At 46.5% G+C, this 16,174-nt stretch carries 16 protein-coding genes; 9 read left to right on the top strand and 7 right to left on the bottom strand.

Annotation, left to right across the window (positions count from 1 at the left end; all coding sequences use genetic code 11):
- The first annotated feature begins 38 nt into the window (after nt 1-38).
- From glmM to F0P94_RS19760, 3 genes are all read left to right on the top strand, one after another.
- Nucleotides 39-1,427, top strand: coding sequence for a phosphoglucosamine mutase (gene glmM / locus F0P94_RS17815; protein ID WP_150905585.1), 1,389 nt, complete (start codon nt 39-41; stop codon nt 1,425-1,427).
- 455 nt (nt 1,428-1,882) lie between these two features.
- Nucleotides 1,883-3,025, top strand: a complete 1,143-nt coding sequence (locus tag F0P94_RS17810) for a cysteine desulfurase family protein (protein WP_150905583.1) — start codon at nt 1,883-1,885, stop codon at nt 3,023-3,025.
- 75 nt (nt 3,026-3,100) lie between these two features.
- On the top strand, nt 3,101-3,334 hold the full coding sequence (locus tag F0P94_RS19760) for a hypothetical protein (protein WP_191907095.1): 234 nt from the start codon (nt 3,101-3,103) through the stop codon (nt 3,332-3,334).
- Between the two features lie 83 nt (nt 3,335-3,417).
- Here F0P94_RS19760 and hemH read toward each other — a convergent pair whose 3' ends face one another.
- Nucleotides 3,418-4,452: a ferrochelatase gene (hemH, locus tag F0P94_RS17805; protein ID WP_150905582.1), complete on the bottom strand. Its 1,035-nt coding sequence runs from the start codon at nt 4,450-4,452 to the stop codon at nt 3,418-3,420.
- 370 nt (nt 4,453-4,822) lie between these two features.
- Between hemH and era the strand changes: the two genes are divergently transcribed.
- The 5 genes from era to F0P94_RS17780 all read left to right on the top strand — a co-directional run bounded on the left by era (nt 4,823) and on the right by F0P94_RS17780 (nt 8,747).
- A complete protein-coding gene (era, locus tag F0P94_RS17800) occupies nt 4,823-5,713 on the top strand; it encodes a GTPase Era (protein WP_150905580.1) in 891 nt (296 codons plus the stop codon).
- Between the two features lie 354 nt (nt 5,714-6,067).
- A complete protein-coding gene (gene der / locus F0P94_RS17795; RefSeq protein ID WP_150905579.1) occupies nt 6,068-7,381 on the top strand; it encodes a ribosome biogenesis GTPase Der in 1,314 nt (437 codons plus the stop codon).
- A 77-nt stretch (nt 7,382-7,458) separates the two neighbouring features.
- Nucleotides 7,459-7,662 (top strand): hypothetical protein, encoded by a 204-nt coding sequence (locus F0P94_RS17790; protein ID WP_150905577.1) that lies wholly within the window; start codon nt 7,459-7,461, stop codon nt 7,660-7,662.
- Between the two features lie 363 nt (nt 7,663-8,025).
- Nucleotides 8,026-8,334, top strand: a complete 309-nt coding sequence (locus F0P94_RS17785; protein WP_150905575.1) for a hypothetical protein — start codon at nt 8,026-8,028, stop codon at nt 8,332-8,334.
- Nucleotides 8,335-8,525: 191 nt separating this feature from the next.
- The gene (locus F0P94_RS17780; RefSeq protein WP_150905573.1) at nt 8,526-8,747 is read left to right on the top strand and encodes a hypothetical protein; all 222 of its coding nucleotides are present in this window, start codon (nt 8,526-8,528) and stop codon (nt 8,745-8,747) included.
- Between the two features lie 82 nt (nt 8,748-8,829).
- Here the strand turns inward: F0P94_RS17780 and F0P94_RS17775 are convergent, their stop codons facing one another.
- The 6 genes from F0P94_RS17775 to F0P94_RS17750 all read right to left on the bottom strand — a co-directional run bounded on the left by F0P94_RS17775 (nt 8,830) and on the right by F0P94_RS17750 (nt 14,093).
- The gene (locus F0P94_RS17775; protein WP_150905571.1) at nt 8,830-9,396 is read right to left on the bottom strand and encodes a hypothetical protein; all 567 of its coding nucleotides are present in this window, start codon (nt 9,394-9,396) and stop codon (nt 8,830-8,832) included.
- Nucleotides 9,397-9,862: 466 nt separating this feature from the next.
- Nucleotides 9,863-10,666, bottom strand: coding sequence for an N-acetylmuramic acid 6-phosphate etherase (gene murQ / locus F0P94_RS17770; protein WP_150905569.1), 804 nt, complete (start codon nt 10,664-10,666; stop codon nt 9,863-9,865).
- A 115-nt stretch (nt 10,667-10,781) separates the two neighbouring features.
- Nucleotides 10,782-11,636 (bottom strand): hypothetical protein, encoded by an 855-nt coding sequence (locus tag F0P94_RS17765; protein WP_150905567.1) that lies wholly within the window; start codon nt 11,634-11,636, stop codon nt 10,782-10,784.
- A gap of 102 nt (nt 11,637-11,738) precedes the next feature.
- Entirely contained in the window at nt 11,739-11,990 is a 252-nt protein-coding gene (locus tag F0P94_RS17760; protein WP_150905565.1) for a cytochrome b5 domain-containing protein, read from the bottom strand.
- Nucleotides 11,991-12,040: 50 nt separating this feature from the next.
- A complete protein-coding gene (locus F0P94_RS19755) occupies nt 12,041-12,760 on the bottom strand; it encodes a hypothetical protein (protein WP_262714331.1) in 720 nt (239 codons plus the stop codon).
- 181 nt (nt 12,761-12,941) lie between these two features.
- A complete protein-coding gene (locus tag F0P94_RS17750; RefSeq protein WP_150905563.1) occupies nt 12,942-14,093 on the bottom strand; it encodes a formimidoylglutamase in 1,152 nt (383 codons plus the stop codon).
- Nucleotides 14,094-14,246: 153 nt separating this feature from the next.
- On the opposite strand from F0P94_RS17750, the gene F0P94_RS17745 reads away from it, so the two are divergent.
- Nucleotides 14,247-16,007 (top strand): AMP-dependent synthetase/ligase, encoded by a 1,761-nt coding sequence (locus F0P94_RS17745; protein ID WP_150905561.1) that lies wholly within the window; start codon nt 14,247-14,249, stop codon nt 16,005-16,007.
- The last annotated feature ends 167 nt before the right edge of the window (nt 16,008-16,174 follow it).

Below are 16,174 nucleotides of genomic sequence, written 5' to 3'. Positions count from 1 at the left end.
CATTACTTTTGCAGTTAATTTATTTAAAAGAAGAATTCGTGGCTTTAATAAAATCAATCTCAGGAATCAGAGGAACGATCGGGGGTAAGGCAGGTGAAGCCTTAACGCCGGTTGATGTAGTAAAATACGCTGCTGCTTTCGGAACGTGGGTGCTGCAAACCACGCAGAACAACACGATTGTTATTGGGCGCGATGCCCGGCTTTCCGGCGAAATGGTAAGCAAGCTGGTAGCGGCAACGCTGCAGGGCTTGGGCATAAATGTAATTGACTTAGGTTTATCTACCACGCCAACCGTGGAATTAGCCGTTCCGGCCAAGAAAGCCGGCGGCGGGATTATTCTTACAGCCAGCCACAACCCGAAACAGTGGAACGCTTTAAAGTTACTGAACGATAAAGGCGAATTCATTAACGACGAGGAAGGCAAGCTGGTATTAGAGATCGGCGAAAGCGAAAACTTTGAATTTGAACAGGTAACCAAACTCGGCAAATATTCTACTGCCGATTACCTGAAAAAACATATTAAAGCCATTACAAGTCTGCCTTTGGTAGACGTAGAGGCCATTAAAGCTAAAAATTTCCGGGTAGTAGTAGATGCGGTAAACTCCAGCGGAGGAATTGCCGTGCCGATGCTGCTGGAAGCACTGGGCGTAACCCAGATCGAAAAACTGTACTGCGAGCCGGACGGTAATTTTGCCCACAATCCGGAACCGTTGCCGGAAAACCTGCGCGATATTTCCCGCGTGCTGGAAAAAGGCAAGTTCGACCTGGGCATTGTAGTTGATCCGGATGTAGACCGTCTGGCGCTGATCTGCGAAGACGGCAGCATGTTCGGCGAAGAATATACGCTGGTGGCTGTGGCCGATTATATTATGAAGAATAAGCCGGGCAACACGGTTTCCAACCTTTCTTCTACCCGTGCCCTGCGCGACGTAACCGAAAAAGCCGGTGGGCAGTACTTTGCTTCAGCAGTAGGCGAGGTGAACGTGGTGAAAATGATGAAAGAGCAGAACGCGGTAATCGGCGGCGAAGGCAACGGCGGTATTATTTACCCGGAACTGCACTACGGCCGCGATGCGCTGGTGGGAATTGCCTTGTTCCTGACGCACCTGGCCAAAGCAAACCTGAGCATGACGCGTTTGCGGGCTTCTTACCCGAACTACTATATTTCTAAAAACAAGATCGAATTAACGCCGGAAATAAACGTAGACGAGGTGCTGGTACAAATGCAGAACCGCTACAAAAAGCAACCGGTAAACACAATAGATGGCGTAAAGATCGAATTCGATAAAGAGTGGGTACACCTGCGTAAATCGAATACCGAGCCTATTATCCGTATTTATGCTGAATCCGATACCAATTCTACCGCTGAGCATCTTGCGAATAAGATCATCGGCGATATCAAGGAAATAATTTCGGAGAAAGCCTGATTTTAATTAGAAATTAAGAATTAGAAATTAGAAATTTTTACTTAGGAAAGCCTGTTGCTGCAAAGTGGCGGGCTTTTTTGCTTTAATTGTGTAGCGTTTTGGCTATTTGGAATGATGTGGGGAAGCAATAATTTGGGGATCAATATGCGTGGGGCGGGGACAAGCCCGGCCCGTACAATTGGGAAAAATCAAAATCCTGCAATGGGAAGTCAAAATCCTAGAATGGAAAATCAAAAATCATGGCATATTGGATTCATGGCGCCATAGGATCAGGAAAATCATAAGAATCAAATAAATCATAGTTCAGACAAAAACGGTAGCTTTTCGGCAGTAAATAGCCAACAAAGGAACCATTTAGAACTGAAACCCTTATATTTGTAAATCTTTCATTTTGAAATTCTGTTTCAGTATTGCTGATTTAACAATTTCTAATTTTTAATTTCTAATTAAAATATATGCGTGTTTACCTCGACAATGCGGCGACCACTCCTTTAGATAAGGAAGTTTTCGATACCATGGCGCCCTTTATGCTCGAACATTTCGGCAATCCTTCTTCCATTCATGCGCACGGAAGGCAGGTGCGCGCCGCCATAGAAGGCGCCCGGAAAACGGTAGCCACGCTCTTAAACGCTTCGCCTTCCGAAATTTTCTTTACTTCCGGCGGTACCGAGGCGGATAATGCGGCTATTACCTGCACGGCCCGCACCCTGGGAATCAAGCACGCCATTACCGACCGGATGGAGCACCACGCCGTGCTGCACACCATGGAGAATCTGGAGAAGCACGACGGCGTAAAACTCAGCTACCTGAAGCACGACGAACGCGGTACGCTGGATCTGAATCACCTGGAAGAATTGCTGGCCAATAATCCGCGCTCCATCGTTTCGGTGATGCACGCCAACAACGAGATCGGCAACCTGAACGACATTCAAACGATAGGGGAGATCTGCAAAAAGTACGATGCCGTTTTCCATTCCGATACCGTGCAGACCATGGGCCACTACAAACACGACCTGCAAACCTTGCCGGTAAATTTCCTGGTGGGTTCTTCGCATAAATTCCACGGCCCGAAAGGCGTTGGCTTTTTATATGTAGATGCAAATGTGAAAGTGCAGCCTTTAATTCATGGCGGATCCCAGGAACGTAACATGCGCGGCGGTACCGAGAACGTGTACGGCATTATCGGTCTGGCCAAAGCCCTGGAAATTGCTTACCGCGACATGGCTGAACACCAAACCTACATTCAGGGTTTGAAAGACCGGATGATCACCAAACTGAAAGAGCAGATCGAAGACGTACGGTTCAACGGGAATTCGGAGTTTGCGGATAAGAGCTTATATACGGTGCTGAACGTAAGCCTGCCGCCTTCGGAAATGAACGAAATGCTGCTCTTTAACTTAGATATCAATAAAATTTCAGCTTCGGGCGGCAGTGCTTGTACCAGCGGAACCAATGTCGGTTCCCACGTGCTGCAGGCTCTGGGCGTAGATCCGAACCGCGGTGCAGTACGTTTCTCTTTCAGTAAATACAATACGCCGGAAGAAATCGATTACGCTGCCGCTACGCTGGCCAAAATGTACCAGAACATTCACGCTTAGAAACAATAGCGTTTCAGCATAAAAAAGTCCCGGCTTCGGAAGAGGCCGGGACTTTCACTTTAATTTATTACTTAGATGGTGTATAGAAGTGATGTGTTCCTGACAATCTATTTAGTTGCAGGTGGAATATTAGGTGGAGCTTTAAGTGAGTATGACTCAGTTGCAGGAGGTTTAATACCTGCTTTTTTAGGGGTGCTCATCTTTTTTGGAGTTTACTTTCCCATTCGATCTACAAGCAATATGTTTAAAGCGCTCATTTTAATAATCTTAGCTGGAGTTATGATGTTAATAGGGACCTTAATGAAGTAAACAGGTTGGCTGTAAATAAAATCAAAAGACCCGGCATCGGAAGATGCCGGGTCTTTTGATTTATACAATTATACTTTAAGAAACTAACTCCGCAGCACCATATCTTTCAGCGTGTCGATCCAGATCGGGTGCGTGTTTAAACTCTCAGCTAATTGCCAGTGTTCGCCGCCGGCTTCCTCAAAAATTTCCTTGAACTCGCGCCCAACTTCAACAGTAGTTTCCAAACAATCGGCCACAAACGCCGGGCTGAAGGCCAACACGCGCTTAATTCCTTTTTTCGGCATTTCGGCAATTACTTCGTCGGTGTAAGGTTTGATCCAAGGGTCTTTGATGCGCGCTTGTAACCGGGATTGGAACGCCACCGTGTATTGATCTTCGCGCAAACCGAGTTCTTTGGCTACAAGACGGGTGGTTTCGTAGCATTGGGCGCGGTAGCAGTAGCGGTTTTTCTTGTTGTAGGTGCTGCAGCATTTATCGGAAAGCTGGCAATAGCCGCCGTTCGATGCCTTTAAGATCTGCCGTTCCGGAATGCCGTGGTAGCTAAAAACATAGTGATCGAACTTTTCTTTCTCCATGTAACTGCGGCCGATGGCGGCAATGGTCTTGATAAAGCCCGGATCGTCGGCAAAACGGTTGATGAACGAAATGCTCGGAATTACTTCCCACTTGCTTACAATATCCATCACCTTCTGGGTAGAAGTGCCGGTGCTTGCCGAAGCGTATTGCGGATAAAGCGAGATCACAATTATTTTATCTACATCTTTCTTCCGGAGTTCTTCCAAAGCGCTTTCGATGCTCGGGTTCTGGTACCGCATGCCTAAGGCCACGTGATAATCTTTGCCCAGTTTTTCCTGCAACAGTTTCTGCTGATCCTGGCTGTAGTAAAGCAGCGGTGAGCCGCGTTCGTCCCAAAGCTCTTTGTAAACCTTCGAAGATTTCGGCGCACGAAACGGCGCAATAACGCCGTTTACGAGCATAAAACGTTGCGGCGCCGGCATATCGATCACGCGGCCGTCCATTAAAAATTCGCGGAGGTATTTGCGCACATCCGGAACTTCAGGAGAATCGGGCGTGCCTAAATTTATAAGTAAAACGCCCGTAAGGGGAGTAGTTGCCATATTTTCTTTTTCGGGATTAAACTGTAAAGATAGGTATTTAGTTTTGACCCCAAACCCAGCACCAAAAAACAGTAGGGACAGGTCGCGACCTGTCCGCACACATTCCTGATCACGCATTCCCGATCTTATCAAACAAATATAATCTCTATCCTTACCCGCTTATCAAAAATCCTGTCAATCTTTTGAATCTTAAAGATCGTGTTCAGGCAATTAATCAGATAACGTGCGGACAGGTCGCGACCTGTCCCTACATAGTCCAAACAGGCTTTAAAACGCTATCCATTTTCTCTAAAAAAGTCGAACCTACGAATATCGATAAATCGAACCATCGAAATTCGTATCTTTGCAAGTTCAAACCTAATTAACTACTATTTTGGAAACGCCTCACAAAGCCGGATTTGTCAGCATTATCGGGAAACCCAACGTTGGGAAATCGACCCTGATGAACGTGCTGGTTGGCGAACGCCTCTCGATTATTACCTCCAAAGCCCAGACCACGCGCCACCGCATTATGGGTATTCTGAACGGCGACGATTTCCAGATCGTGTATTCCGATACGCCGGGCATTATTCAGCCGAAATACGAACTGCACGAAAGCATGATGGAATTTGTGCGCGGCAGTCTGGAAGATGCGGATGTGGTGCTGTTCGTGACGGATATCTACGAAAAATGGGACGAAGACGAAGTGATCAAACGCCTCGAGAAATCAAAAGCGAAGATCCTGCTGCTCATCAATAAAACGGATCAGGCTACTTCCGATGAGGTGCTGGAAAAGATAAATTACTGGAAAGACAAAGTGCAGGCCGAAGAAATTATCCCGATCTCGGCGCTTAATAAGAAAAATACCGACAAGGTTTTTGAGCTTATTCTGAAGCATTTGCCCGAGCACCCGGCTTATTTCCCCAAAGATGAACTAACCGACAAGCCCGAGCGTTTCTTTGCGGCCGAGATGATCCGCGAAAAGATCTTCCTGACCTACAAAAAAGAAATTCCTTACAGTTGCGAAGTAGTGATCGAGGAATTTAAGGAAGACGAAAATATTATCCGGATGCGCGCTGAAATCATCGTAGAACGCCGGAGCCAGAAAGGCATCATCATTGGCCACGGCGGCGAAATGCTGAAAAAGGTAGGTTCACAGGCCCGCGTAGATCTCGAAGATTTCTTCCAGAAAAAAGTGTTCCTCGAAATTTTCGTGAAAGTAAAAGAAAACTGGCGCAGTGATCCGAAATCGTTATCGCGGTTTGGGTATAAGGGAAGTTGATTTTTAGACACAAGTATCAAGACGCTAGACACAGGACTTTTCTTTGAAGAGTAAAAAAGACTGATAAAAGTGATACCTAACCCTTATAATAAGCAGTAAAAAATACTAGGCTTTCAGGCCTGAAAAGTCAGAATCAGAATTTTCAGAATTTTAGAATTAACAGAATTTCAAATATTAAATCCTGAAAATTCTGTTAATCCTGAAAATCCTGATTCAGACAATAAAATATTACCGGGCTGCAAGCCCACACTTGGTTCTGTTGTAGAATTTCAGGCAACAGGAATACCATTTTACTTAATTCGGATACTCCTACGAAGAATGAGGGGCTGAAACATTACCAAATTTTTTACCACAATGGCAAACATTGTAGCAATTGTAGGCCGGCCTAACGTCGGCAAATCAACTTTTTTTAACCGTTTGGTTGGCCAACGCAAAGCCATCATGGACGATGAAAGCGGCGTAACCCGCGACCGCCACTACGGTTATGCTGAGTGGATCGGCAAAAACTTTACCGTGGTAGATACCGGCGGTTACGTACACGGTTCGGATGATATTTTCGAAGAATCGATCCGGAAGCAGGTAGAACTGGCCATTAACGAAGCCACCGTAATTCTGTTTATGGTAGACGTGGAAGCCGGCGTTACCGGCCTCGACGAAGAATTTGCGAACGTACTCCGCCGCTCCAAAAAACCAATTTACATTGTAGCCAACAAAGCCGATACATTCCAGCGGGGACACCAGGCCGGCGAGTTTTATGCGTTGGGTTTAGGCGAAGAGGTTTTCCCGATCTCGTCGCAAAGCGGTTCCGGCACCGGCGATCTGCTGGACGAAGTAGTGAAGCACTTTAAAACGGAAGACGAAGAGAATCCGGACGAAGGCATTCCGAAAATTGCCATCATGGGCCGCCCGAACGTAGGTAAATCTTCGTTTGTGAACCTGCTGTTAGGCGAAGAACGCAACATTGTAACCGACATTGCCGGTACCACGCGCGATTCCATTCACTCGCGCTACAAATCCTTCGGTAAAGAGTTTATTCTGATCGATACGGCCGGTCTTCGCCGCAAAACCAAAGTGCACGAAGACATCGAGTTCTACTCCGTAATGCGTTCTATCCGGGCGCTGGAAGAGTCGGACGTAGCTGTGGTTATGATCGATGCCACGCGCGGTATTGAAGCCCAGGACGTGAACATTGTCGGGCTGGCCATCAAGAATAAAAAAGGCGTGGTAATTCTGGTGAACAAGTGGGACCTGGTAGAAGATAAAGGCACCAACACGGCCAAGGAATTCGAAGAGATGATCTACGAAAAACTGGCGCCGCACAATTTCATGCCGATCATTTTCACCTCGGTACTAACGAAGCAGCGCGTGCACAAGGCCATCGAGAAAGTGATCGAGGTTTACGAAAACAAACGGATGAAAATCTCCACCTCCAAGCTGAACGAAGTGATGCTGAAGGAGATCGAAAACTACCCGCCGCCATCCATAAAAGGGAAGTTCGTGAAGATCAAATACGTAACCCAGATCCCGACGCACAACCCTACTTTTGCGTTTTTCTGCAATTTGCCGCAGTATATCCGCGAATCGTACACCCGTTTTCTGGAAAATAAAATCCGCAAACACTTTGGCTTTGAGGGAGTTCCGATCAACGTGATCTATAAGAAGAAATAAAATTTTTCAGGGTGTTGTTTGGTTTAGAAAACTTCGTTTACCTTTGCGACTCTAAATCTAATTTTATAAACAACACAATGAAAAAAGTTTTATCTCTTTTAGCAGTAGCTGGTTTATTCACTTTCGCTTCTTGCGAGTCTAAAAAAACTGAAGAAACTACAACTACAGAAACTACAACTGAAAGCACTGACATGTCTGCTGACACTGCTGCTGCTACTGTAGACACTGCTGCTACAACTACTACTACTACTGATACTACTGTAACTGCTCCAGCTCAGTAATTATTAGTTTAGTAAAGCTTTAGGAAGCCAGCGTTTGGCTGGCTCCGGCAAAACAAAAAGCCCTGCACTTGTGCAGGGCTTTTTGTTTTATGGCAGGTATATCCCTTTCTTATTTACGGGTTATAAGGTGGTTTAACCAATGAAAAGTGAACTCCTGAAAAGTAGATAAAAACGCCAGGTTCCCGGCTTGAAAAGCAGGCTTCTGCTCCTTTAAAAAAAGTCTGAAATATTTTTAAAAAGCCGGGTTACCTTTTTTTTTTCTTAGTATTAACCACTGTTCGCCCGGAAAAATCACGTTTTTAACGATTGTAGGGCTGAACAGAAACAAAACGGAACAATTAAACTTTAACAAAAAAACAAAAAATGAAAAAAGCATTATCCCTTCTTGTAGTTGCCGGTATGTTCACTTTCGCTTCCTGCGAAACTAAAAAAACTGAAGAAACACACACTACTACCGAGTCTACTACAGGCGGTACTGAAGACATGGGTACCGAAACCGAAGGTACTATGACCGACACAACTGGTACTACAACCGATGGTACAACTACTGGTACTACTACAACCGGTACTACTACCGATGGTACTACTACTGGCACTACTACCACTGGCACTACTGGTACAACTACTACCGGTACTACTTCTGGTACAACTGGCACTACTACTGGTCAGTAATTTCTATTAACCGGAATTAACCGGTTTGTAAAAGGCTTCGCTGCAAAGCGAAGCCTTTTTTATTTTAGTCCGGGTGGGTTACCTTTTTCAGGAAAGCGTATTAACTGCAACTAACCCGCCGAATGTTCTTGTATTTAGGAATTTAGCGGGTTTATAAAATCATCCATTTATATTTTAACTGATTACCCCGAATGAAAAAGGTATTATTTTTAGCTGTTGCCGCCGGTATGTTTACATTTGCTTCCTGCGAGTCTAAAAAAGAAGAACAAGCTGACCAGGCTGCTGAGCAGGTAGAAGAGTCTGCCGAAGCACAATCTGATGCAATGGAAAATGCTGGTAACGAAGCTGGCGCTGATGCAGTAGAAGATGCCGGCGAGCAGAAAGCCGACAGCATTCAAAATGCCGCTCACTAATATTGTTGTTTAATTGTTGAAGTGTTTTGTTCTTAAAAGGGCGCCCGAAACGGCGCCTTTTTTTATGCTTGATGATTTCAGTTTAAGCAAGTCGTTTCTGGATCAGGTTATCGATGCGAAGGAACAGGCGGCGCGGGTCTAAAGTACGCCACGGGATTTCTTCCAGGCTGCCTCCGAAATTGATGTATGAATCGAGGTTGTAGTGCTGCATTTCGCGCAACACGAACTCCGGGAAGTTGATAGCGGCGATCCAGCCTTCTTCCACTTCGTCAAACCATTCCTCGTAATAGCTGTCGTCGGAACCATGGAAATTGAAAACGTTTTCCCCCACCAGTATAAAGTGCTTTATCCCTTCCTGCACAAGCGGATCCACAATGTTGCGTTTCAGGTGCATGATGTCGTTGTGCAAAGCATCGTTCCATTCTCCTATAAATTCCATTATTACGTAGCCTTCCTCGTAATCAGCAAAAAGGATCTTGATGAACAGGGTTTCCGAGCCGATCGCATCCCATTGCGGATGAATGTAGTAGCCGTAAATATCGTGGGTATAGTGATTGAGGTCGTTCTCGGCTTCGTACAGCGGGGAACGCGGGTCTTCTGAAGCCGAATAAATTTCTATCCAGTTATAGAAAGGCTCAATGGTGTGCATAAAGGCTGAAGTTTGAGGTGCAGTTTTATTTACTCTTATTGGAAGGGAATTGTTATTTGAATTATTACAGAATTAGATCCGGAAGTTCGTTCGGAGTTTTCAGCTGAAAGTAGTAGCGTTTTTCCCTTCGTCATACAGGAACCTTTTGAAGCTGCACGATAAGAATTAAGCTATAAGACAAGTTTTGGTGTGCTAACGTTGACATACAAGTACGATTAATTTTTATCGGGAGCTACGCGCGAAAGGACGTTATTCCCTTTTGTTAGATAACCACCCCGGCCCCTCCTTGAAAAGGAGGGGAGCTTGATTACCGTTGAATGAAGTTTTCTACCTAAATGAAACTTGTGAATTTATAATAGAGAGGATAAGGTAAAGCAGAAAATAAAGTGAAAAGCAGAGAAGAAAAAAGCTCCCCTCCTTTTTTCAAGGAGGGGTTGGGGGTGGTTGCCTTCCAATTAGCAAAAAGCTAGCTTCTATAAGCTTCAATAGCTGCCCGCACGTTCCCGTGTTGTTCCAGTAAAGCAGCCGCTTCCTCATGCGAAATCTGAAGCTCATCCATCAGCATGCGGGCGCCGCGGTCTACCAGTTTCAGGTTGGTGAGTTGCATGTCTACCATTTTGTTTCCTTTTACGCGGCCCAGTTTTATCATGGTACTTGTGGTAAGCATGTTCAGTACCAGTTTCTGGGCGGTGCCGGCTTTCATGCGGGTACTGCCGGTCACAAACTCGGGTCCGGTTACTGCTTCTACCGGAAATTGTGCCGTTTGCGCTACTTTAGAATTAGCATTGCAAACCACACAACCAGTAGCAATTCCGTTTTCATTACAGGCCTGCAAACCGCCGATTACGTATGGCGTCCGGCCGGAAGCGGCAATTCCTACTACCACATCTTTTTCTGTGATACCAGCTTGCTGAAGGTCTTTCCAGGCCTGCTCAAAATCATCTTCGGCAAATTCCACGGCTTTTCTAATGGCGCCGTCGCCGCCGGCAATAATGCCCTGCACCAGGTCGAAAGGCACACCATACGTAGGCGGACATTCCGAAGCATCTACAATTCCCAAACGACCGCTGGTGCCCGCTCCGATGTAAAACAAGTGCCCGCCGTTGCTCAGTTTTTCTACGATAACTTCTACCAGTTTTTCGATTTGCGGAATGGCTTTTTCTACCGCTAAGGGTACCGTTTTGTCTTCCTTGTTTATATTAACCAGCAATTCGTGCACCGACATTTTTTCCAGGTGATCGTAGTGCGAGGCGGTTTCGGTGGTGCTCATTTTAATGTGCTAATTATTTAATGTGCTAATATGCTATTGCCAGAATGTGTGAATGTATAAATGATTAAATGAACAATGGGAGTACTCTTGACTCACCAATCAACAATTAAACAATTTAACCATTTAACAATTGAAGATGGTACTGAATCAGGCCTTCCATGGGGCCTCGGAGGATCCGGCCGATGGTGATCTGGTTTTTGGCGGCTACTTCTTTTAAAATATCGGAATTGTAATAGGCAATAGAACCTACAAAGTGGGCCGGCAGCTCTTTGTGTTCGGGGTAGGTGCCGAGTTGCCGGTTAAAAAACAGCTGAAATCCGTCGCGGAGCAATTGCTGAATGAACGGGTGCTTGTTGCGCGGCGCGATGAACGTAGCAAAAGAAGCCATGTAGCGGTTCGGATAGGGTTTGCGATACACGCGCTCCATCACTTCCGAGTAATTAACTTCCGGAAAAGCCTGGGCAAATTCCTCCAGCAGATCGGCGGGTAATTCTTTGTTCAGGAAATAAATAAGTAACTGACGACCTAAAAAACCTCCGCTGCCTTCATCGCCGAGCCAGAAGCCCAAAGACGGAACGTTGGCCGTGATTTTTTCGCCATCATACACCGCCGAATTGCAGCCGGTGCCCAGAATGCAGGGCAAACCCGGTTCGGTGCCGCAAAGGCCGCGTGCAGCAGCCAGCAAGTCGTGCTCTACCTGAATCTCCGCCGTAGGAAAGGCCATGTAAAGGGCATCGGAAACTTCTTTTACCTTTTTAGGCGTGCTGCAGCCGGCTCCGTAGAAATAGACTTTTTCGGGCGTTTTGCCTACCATTTGCGGCAGCAAACTATCCTTAAGCTCCTGGTAAATGCCATCGGTGCGCTGGTAATCCGGGTTAAAGCCAACTGTTTTCAGCTGACCAACTTCGCCGTCTTTGGTAAGTAGTCGCCAGTCCGTTTTGGTAGAGCCACTGTCTGCTATTAAGATCATTGTTAAATGGTTAAATTGTTAAATTGCTTAATAGTTAAAGGGGGAAAATTGTAGGTTATTAGAAAAGCCATCAACAATTTAACCATTTAACTATGCAACTATTTAATTTTTAATCCGGCCGATCACGGTGAATTTGTCGAAGACGTATTCGGTGTGCGGGGCGTCTTTCAGTTCGGCGGTTAAGTCCTGGCCGGCCCAATGTTCGTAATGATTGCCCCGGCTCCACAAACGCGATTTTTTTACGTCGTAGATCAGGCCTTTATAACCGACCCAGATCTCGTCGCGGTCCTGGCCGTTGCGTAATGCCAGTTGGTTTTTGGTGTATTCCGGTAAAAGCTCGTATTCGGTTTCCAAGGTGAAAAGGTTGGCAGCTAAAATGCTATTGTTTTGAAGGAAAAAGTAGTTTACCGGTTAAAAACCTGTTTATCCGAAATCGCGCCGGTCTGCAGGTTTATCCGGTACAGGTTTATTTTATTCCAGCCGTCGGAGGAAGTTTTCAGCAGCCAGTCTTTCCCGTCGGTATCGATCAAATAGTCTACGGAATTGGTAATAATATTATTGGCCCGCGCCATGGAAAGAGCTTTGTCTTTGGTGATCTTAAAACCGCAATCCGGCTGACCGCCGCAATCCGGAACGTTGGTAGGGTAGGTGATGGACAGCCAATTATCCGGTTGCAGGTTCATGGTGAATTTGATCGGAATAACTTCGTACTGGTACTGCATATACCCCTGCTGTTTCGGGTTTTCCAGGCCCGGCAATTGCAGCATAAAGGTCAGGTAGAATTCGTCGCTGTTGTTGGCATTTATCTCGAAGCTGTTCAGCGTAAGGTCTACGTAATTGCAGTAAACCGACTTTCCTAACCGCTTCATTAAAAAGTCCTGCGCCTGGGCATAAGCAACCGAAAAATTAATGCCCCGGGTATTGTCGTAAAAGTACATCTGCCAGTCCTCCGGATCAATTTGCGGTGGTTTGCCGGTACGTCTTGCAAAGTCATGCTTCACAAAATTCACCAGCGAATCGGCCGAAACATTGAGCGGATATTTGCATGGCATTTCCTGTGCTTTCAGTTCCAAAGCAAAAAAAGGCAGGGAAAACAGCAGAAAAAGTATTAAGTGAAATTTCATTTCAATTTGAAAATTTGAAGATGCGGGAATGTGAAGATTTGAAAATTTGGAGATTTGAAAATGATTCACATCTACGCTGTTTATTCTTTGAACTCGCCACTTATCAGTCATTCCAATCAATAATCAACAATCAACAATTCAACCATTACCACATCAGCACATTAAACCATTAGCACATTAATTATCCCATCCGCGCCTGCGTAAGGATCCAGCGGTTCGGCACTTCGCCGTTGGTAGCCTGCAGGTAATCTTCGTAAGTGCAGGGCACAATGTGGTTGTCTTTTTCCGGCGTCAGGTTTTCTACTTCCAGCCACCACTTGTCGCTTACGTTGCTTTTGTAGAAGATCATTTTGTGCGGATTGTCGTGGAAAGCAACCTGGTATTTGGTGAATTTTTTACTCGTGAAATCCAGTTCGTTTTTGCGCTGGTAATAGCCTTCAATAAAGTACCAGACCATGGTAGCCACCGTGCTCGCGCCTAAGCCGTGGGCGTCAGAAGTTGGGTCGTATTCGTAAACCCCGAAGGAAGTTAACTGGTCGTTCAAGCCCGCGTACCAGGCAAGTTGACAGGCTTCCTCGCCGGTTAAGCCGAACGGATTGGCCGGACTATACCCCGGGGCATCCTGAAAACGGATCGCTGAAACATCAAAACTCATCAGGTCGGCGTGGCGGATCAGCGGTTCGGTTTTTGGCAGGTCTTTGTGCACTTCGCCTATCCGGATGGTTTCGAAATTCAGTTTTTCCAGTACGGCCATCATTTCCGGTTCGGTTAAATAACTCTGGTGCCCGATCTGGCTGAAGCTGAACAAATAATTCGGTTCGTGCATTAAAATTTTGTGCAGGTGCAGTTGGTTTTCGGCCGCGCCGGCGTGTTCGGTCATGTCCAGGGCGCTGTCTACCATCACCAGGTTCACCGGCCGGCCCCAGGTTTCATAGGCCAGAAATTGCCCGTAGTCCAGGTCGTGGCTGCTGCCCAGAATTACCGGAATGGTGTTATTGGCAATTAAGGTTTCCACTACTTCCCGGATCCGGAAATGCGTTTCTTCCAGCGTAATGCCCGGGCTTAAATTTCCCAGGTCGGTAAGCCGGTAACGGCCTGTGCCTTTCTTTAATTTATAAAAGCTCCGGCGGATCACATCGGCGGGGTTTTCGCCGGTGTTATGTACCGTTTTTCCGCGGTTGTCGTTTACGCCGAAGATGGCAATATCGGCCTCCTGCCAGTCCGGAAATTTATAAATGAAGCCGTCGATTTGCGCCGCTACCGATTTCAGATCGCTGGTGGGCTGAATTTCAAATTCTTCGGGCAAAGGCTGGAACAGGATTCCTAAGTTCATACGTTACTAAAGTGACAGCTTCAAATTTAAGAAAATAAAACCGGAATGCCCGCTAAGGACGTAATGCAGAAAAGCCGCTAAATATTGGTTTTTCCGAATGAAATTCGTTTTATTTAGAAGTAGAATACCCACAGTTCACTAACAACGCTTCCCATGGATTTTACCCGCGCCTTCGATATTCTCCCGCTTCAGTTGCAGAAATACCCGCAGCCAGATTGCATGGCTTCTAAAATTAACGGCCAGTGGCAGAAATACACCACCCGGCAAACCATAGATCAGGCCAATAAAGTGAGCCTTGGTTTGCTGAAGCTGGGTTTGAAAAAGAACGATAAAGTAGCCATTGTGTCTATGAACCGGCCGGAATGGGTGTTTGTCGATTACGGGATCCAGCAGGTCGGGGCGGTGGGCGTGCCCATGTATCCTACCATTACCGAGGAAGATTACCGCTATATTTTCAACGATGCCGAAGTAAAAGTGGTATTCGTTTCGGACCGCAATTTGTACAACAAAGTAATGGCGGCCACGGCCAATATTCCCGGCATTCTGGAAATTTATACCTTCGATGACGTGCCCGGTGCAAAATGCTGGAAAGAGCTTTTAAAACTGGCCGAAGGCGAAGATCCGCAACAACTGGAACCTTTAAAAGCCGCTATTTCGCCCGAAGACCTGTTAACCATTATTTATACCTCCGGCACCACTGGTAACCCGAAAGGCGTAATGCTTACGCACAACAACATTATCAGCAACGTGAAAGGCGCTTCGCCTTACGTGCCGGTAAACGAGCACCACCGGGCTTTGAGTTTCCTGCCGCTTTGCCACATTTACGAGCGCATGCTGCTTTATTTATACATGAGTTTCGGGGTTTCTATTTACTACGCCGAAAGCATGGAAGCCATTGCCGATAACCTGAAGGAAGTAAAGCCGCACGTGTTTACCACGGTACCGCGCCTGCTCGAAAAAGTGTACGACAAGATCGTGGCCAAAGGTCTTGAACTGGACGGTGTGAAGCGTAAGCTTTTCTTCTGGGCACTTGAATTAGGCCTGAAATATGATACGCAGCAAGACCAGGGCTTCTTCTACAACATGCAGCTGGCGCTGGCCAACAAACTGATCTTTAATAAGTGGCGCGAAGCCCTCGGCGGAAACGTAATTGCTATTGTTTCGGGGGGGGCGGCGCTGCAGCCACGGTTGGCGCGCGTGTTCTGGTCGGCGAATATCCGGGTAATGGAAGGCTACGGCTTAACCGAAACCAGCCCGGTAATTGCCGTAAACCGCCACGAGCCCGAAAACAACGTGATCGGCACGGTTGGCCCGCCGATCGATAACGTGGAAGTGAAAATTGCTCCGGATGGGGAAATCCTGACCCGCGGACCGGGCGTGATGAAAGGCTACTACAACAAACCCGAACTTACCGCCGAAGTGATCGACAGCGAAGGCTGGTTCCATACCGGCGATATTGGGCACCTGGAGCAAGGCAAATACCTGAAAATTACTGACCGTAAAAAAGAAATGTTCAAGACTTCGGGCGGCAAATACGTGGCCCCGCAGCAGATCGAGAACAAGCTCAAAGAAAGCCTCGTGATCGAACAGGCCATGGTGGTGGGCGAAGGCCAGAAATTCCCGTCGGCGCTCATCGTACCTTCTTACACTGGCCTGCAGGATTGGTGCAAGATCCACGAAATTCCCTACACCACTGATGCTGAAATGATTCGGAAGCCGGAAGTGATCGCGAAATTCAAAAAGGAAATTGCCGGCTTTAACGAAGGTTTTGCCCAATACGAGCAGATCAAGAAATTCGAACTGGTGCTGAATCCCTGGACCATCGAAAGCGGCGAATTAACCCCGTCGCTAAAAGTAAAACGGAAAGTGATTTCAGCCAATTACCGCCATCTGATAGAAGGCATGTATAGTTAAGAAGCAAAGCCCGGTGCCGTGTGCGCCGGGTTTTTTTTGTCTGAACTATGATTTATTTGATTTTTATGAGTCCTATGATTTCATGTATGGGCCGGGCTTGTTCCTGCCCTAGCATATTGCGATAAACCATTTTGCGAAAAATCATTATCGGAATTCCTGGCAATCAA

Origin of the sequence: Adhaeribacter soli (genome assembly GCF_008727925.1) — a bacterium.
Taxonomy (GTDB): Bacteria; Bacteroidota; Bacteroidia; order Cytophagales; family Hymenobacteraceae; genus Adhaeribacter_A; species Adhaeribacter_A soli.
This window is presented reverse-complemented; position numbering and strand designations above follow the sequence as displayed.

Bases quoted from the DNA above. Each gene is read 5' to 3' on its own strand.
- F0P94_RS17810 (WP_150905583.1), top strand. From the start codon at position 1,883: ATGCGTGTTTACCTCGACAATGCGGCGACCACTCCTTTAGATAAGGAA.
- F0P94_RS19760 (WP_191907095.1), top strand. From the start codon at position 3,101: ATGGTGTATAGAAGTGATGTGTTCCTGACAATCTATTTAGTTGCAGGT.
- hemH (WP_150905582.1), bottom strand. From the start codon at position 4,452: ATGGCAACTACTCCCCTTACGGGCGTTTTACTTATAAATTTAGGCACG.
- der (WP_150905579.1), top strand. From the start codon at position 6,068: ATGGCAAACATTGTAGCAATTGTAGGCCGGCCTAACGTCGGCAAATCA.
- F0P94_RS17790 (WP_150905577.1), top strand. From the start codon at position 7,459: ATGAAAAAAGTTTTATCTCTTTTAGCAGTAGCTGGTTTATTCACTTTC.
- F0P94_RS17785 (WP_150905575.1), top strand. From the start codon at position 8,026: ATGAAAAAAGCATTATCCCTTCTTGTAGTTGCCGGTATGTTCACTTTC.
- F0P94_RS17780 (WP_150905573.1), top strand. From the start codon at position 8,526: ATGAAAAAGGTATTATTTTTAGCTGTTGCCGCCGGTATGTTTACATTT.
- F0P94_RS17775 (WP_150905571.1), bottom strand. From the start codon at position 9,396: ATGCACACCATTGAGCCTTTCTATAACTGGATAGAAATTTATTCGGCT.
- murQ (WP_150905569.1), bottom strand. From the start codon at position 10,666: ATGAGCACCACCGAAACCGCCTCGCACTACGATCACCTGGAAAAAATG.
- F0P94_RS17765 (WP_150905567.1), bottom strand. From the start codon at position 11,636: ATGATCTTAATAGCAGACAGTGGCTCTACCAAAACGGACTGGCGACTA.
- F0P94_RS19755 (WP_262714331.1), bottom strand. From the start codon at position 12,760: ATGAAATTTCACTTAATACTTTTTCTGCTGTTTTCCCTGCCTTTTTTT.
- F0P94_RS17750 (WP_150905563.1), bottom strand. From the start codon at position 14,093: ATGAACTTAGGAATCCTGTTCCAGCCTTTGCCCGAAGAATTTGAAATT.
- F0P94_RS17745 (WP_150905561.1), top strand. From the start codon at position 14,247: ATGGATTTTACCCGCGCCTTCGATATTCTCCCGCTTCAGTTGCAGAAA.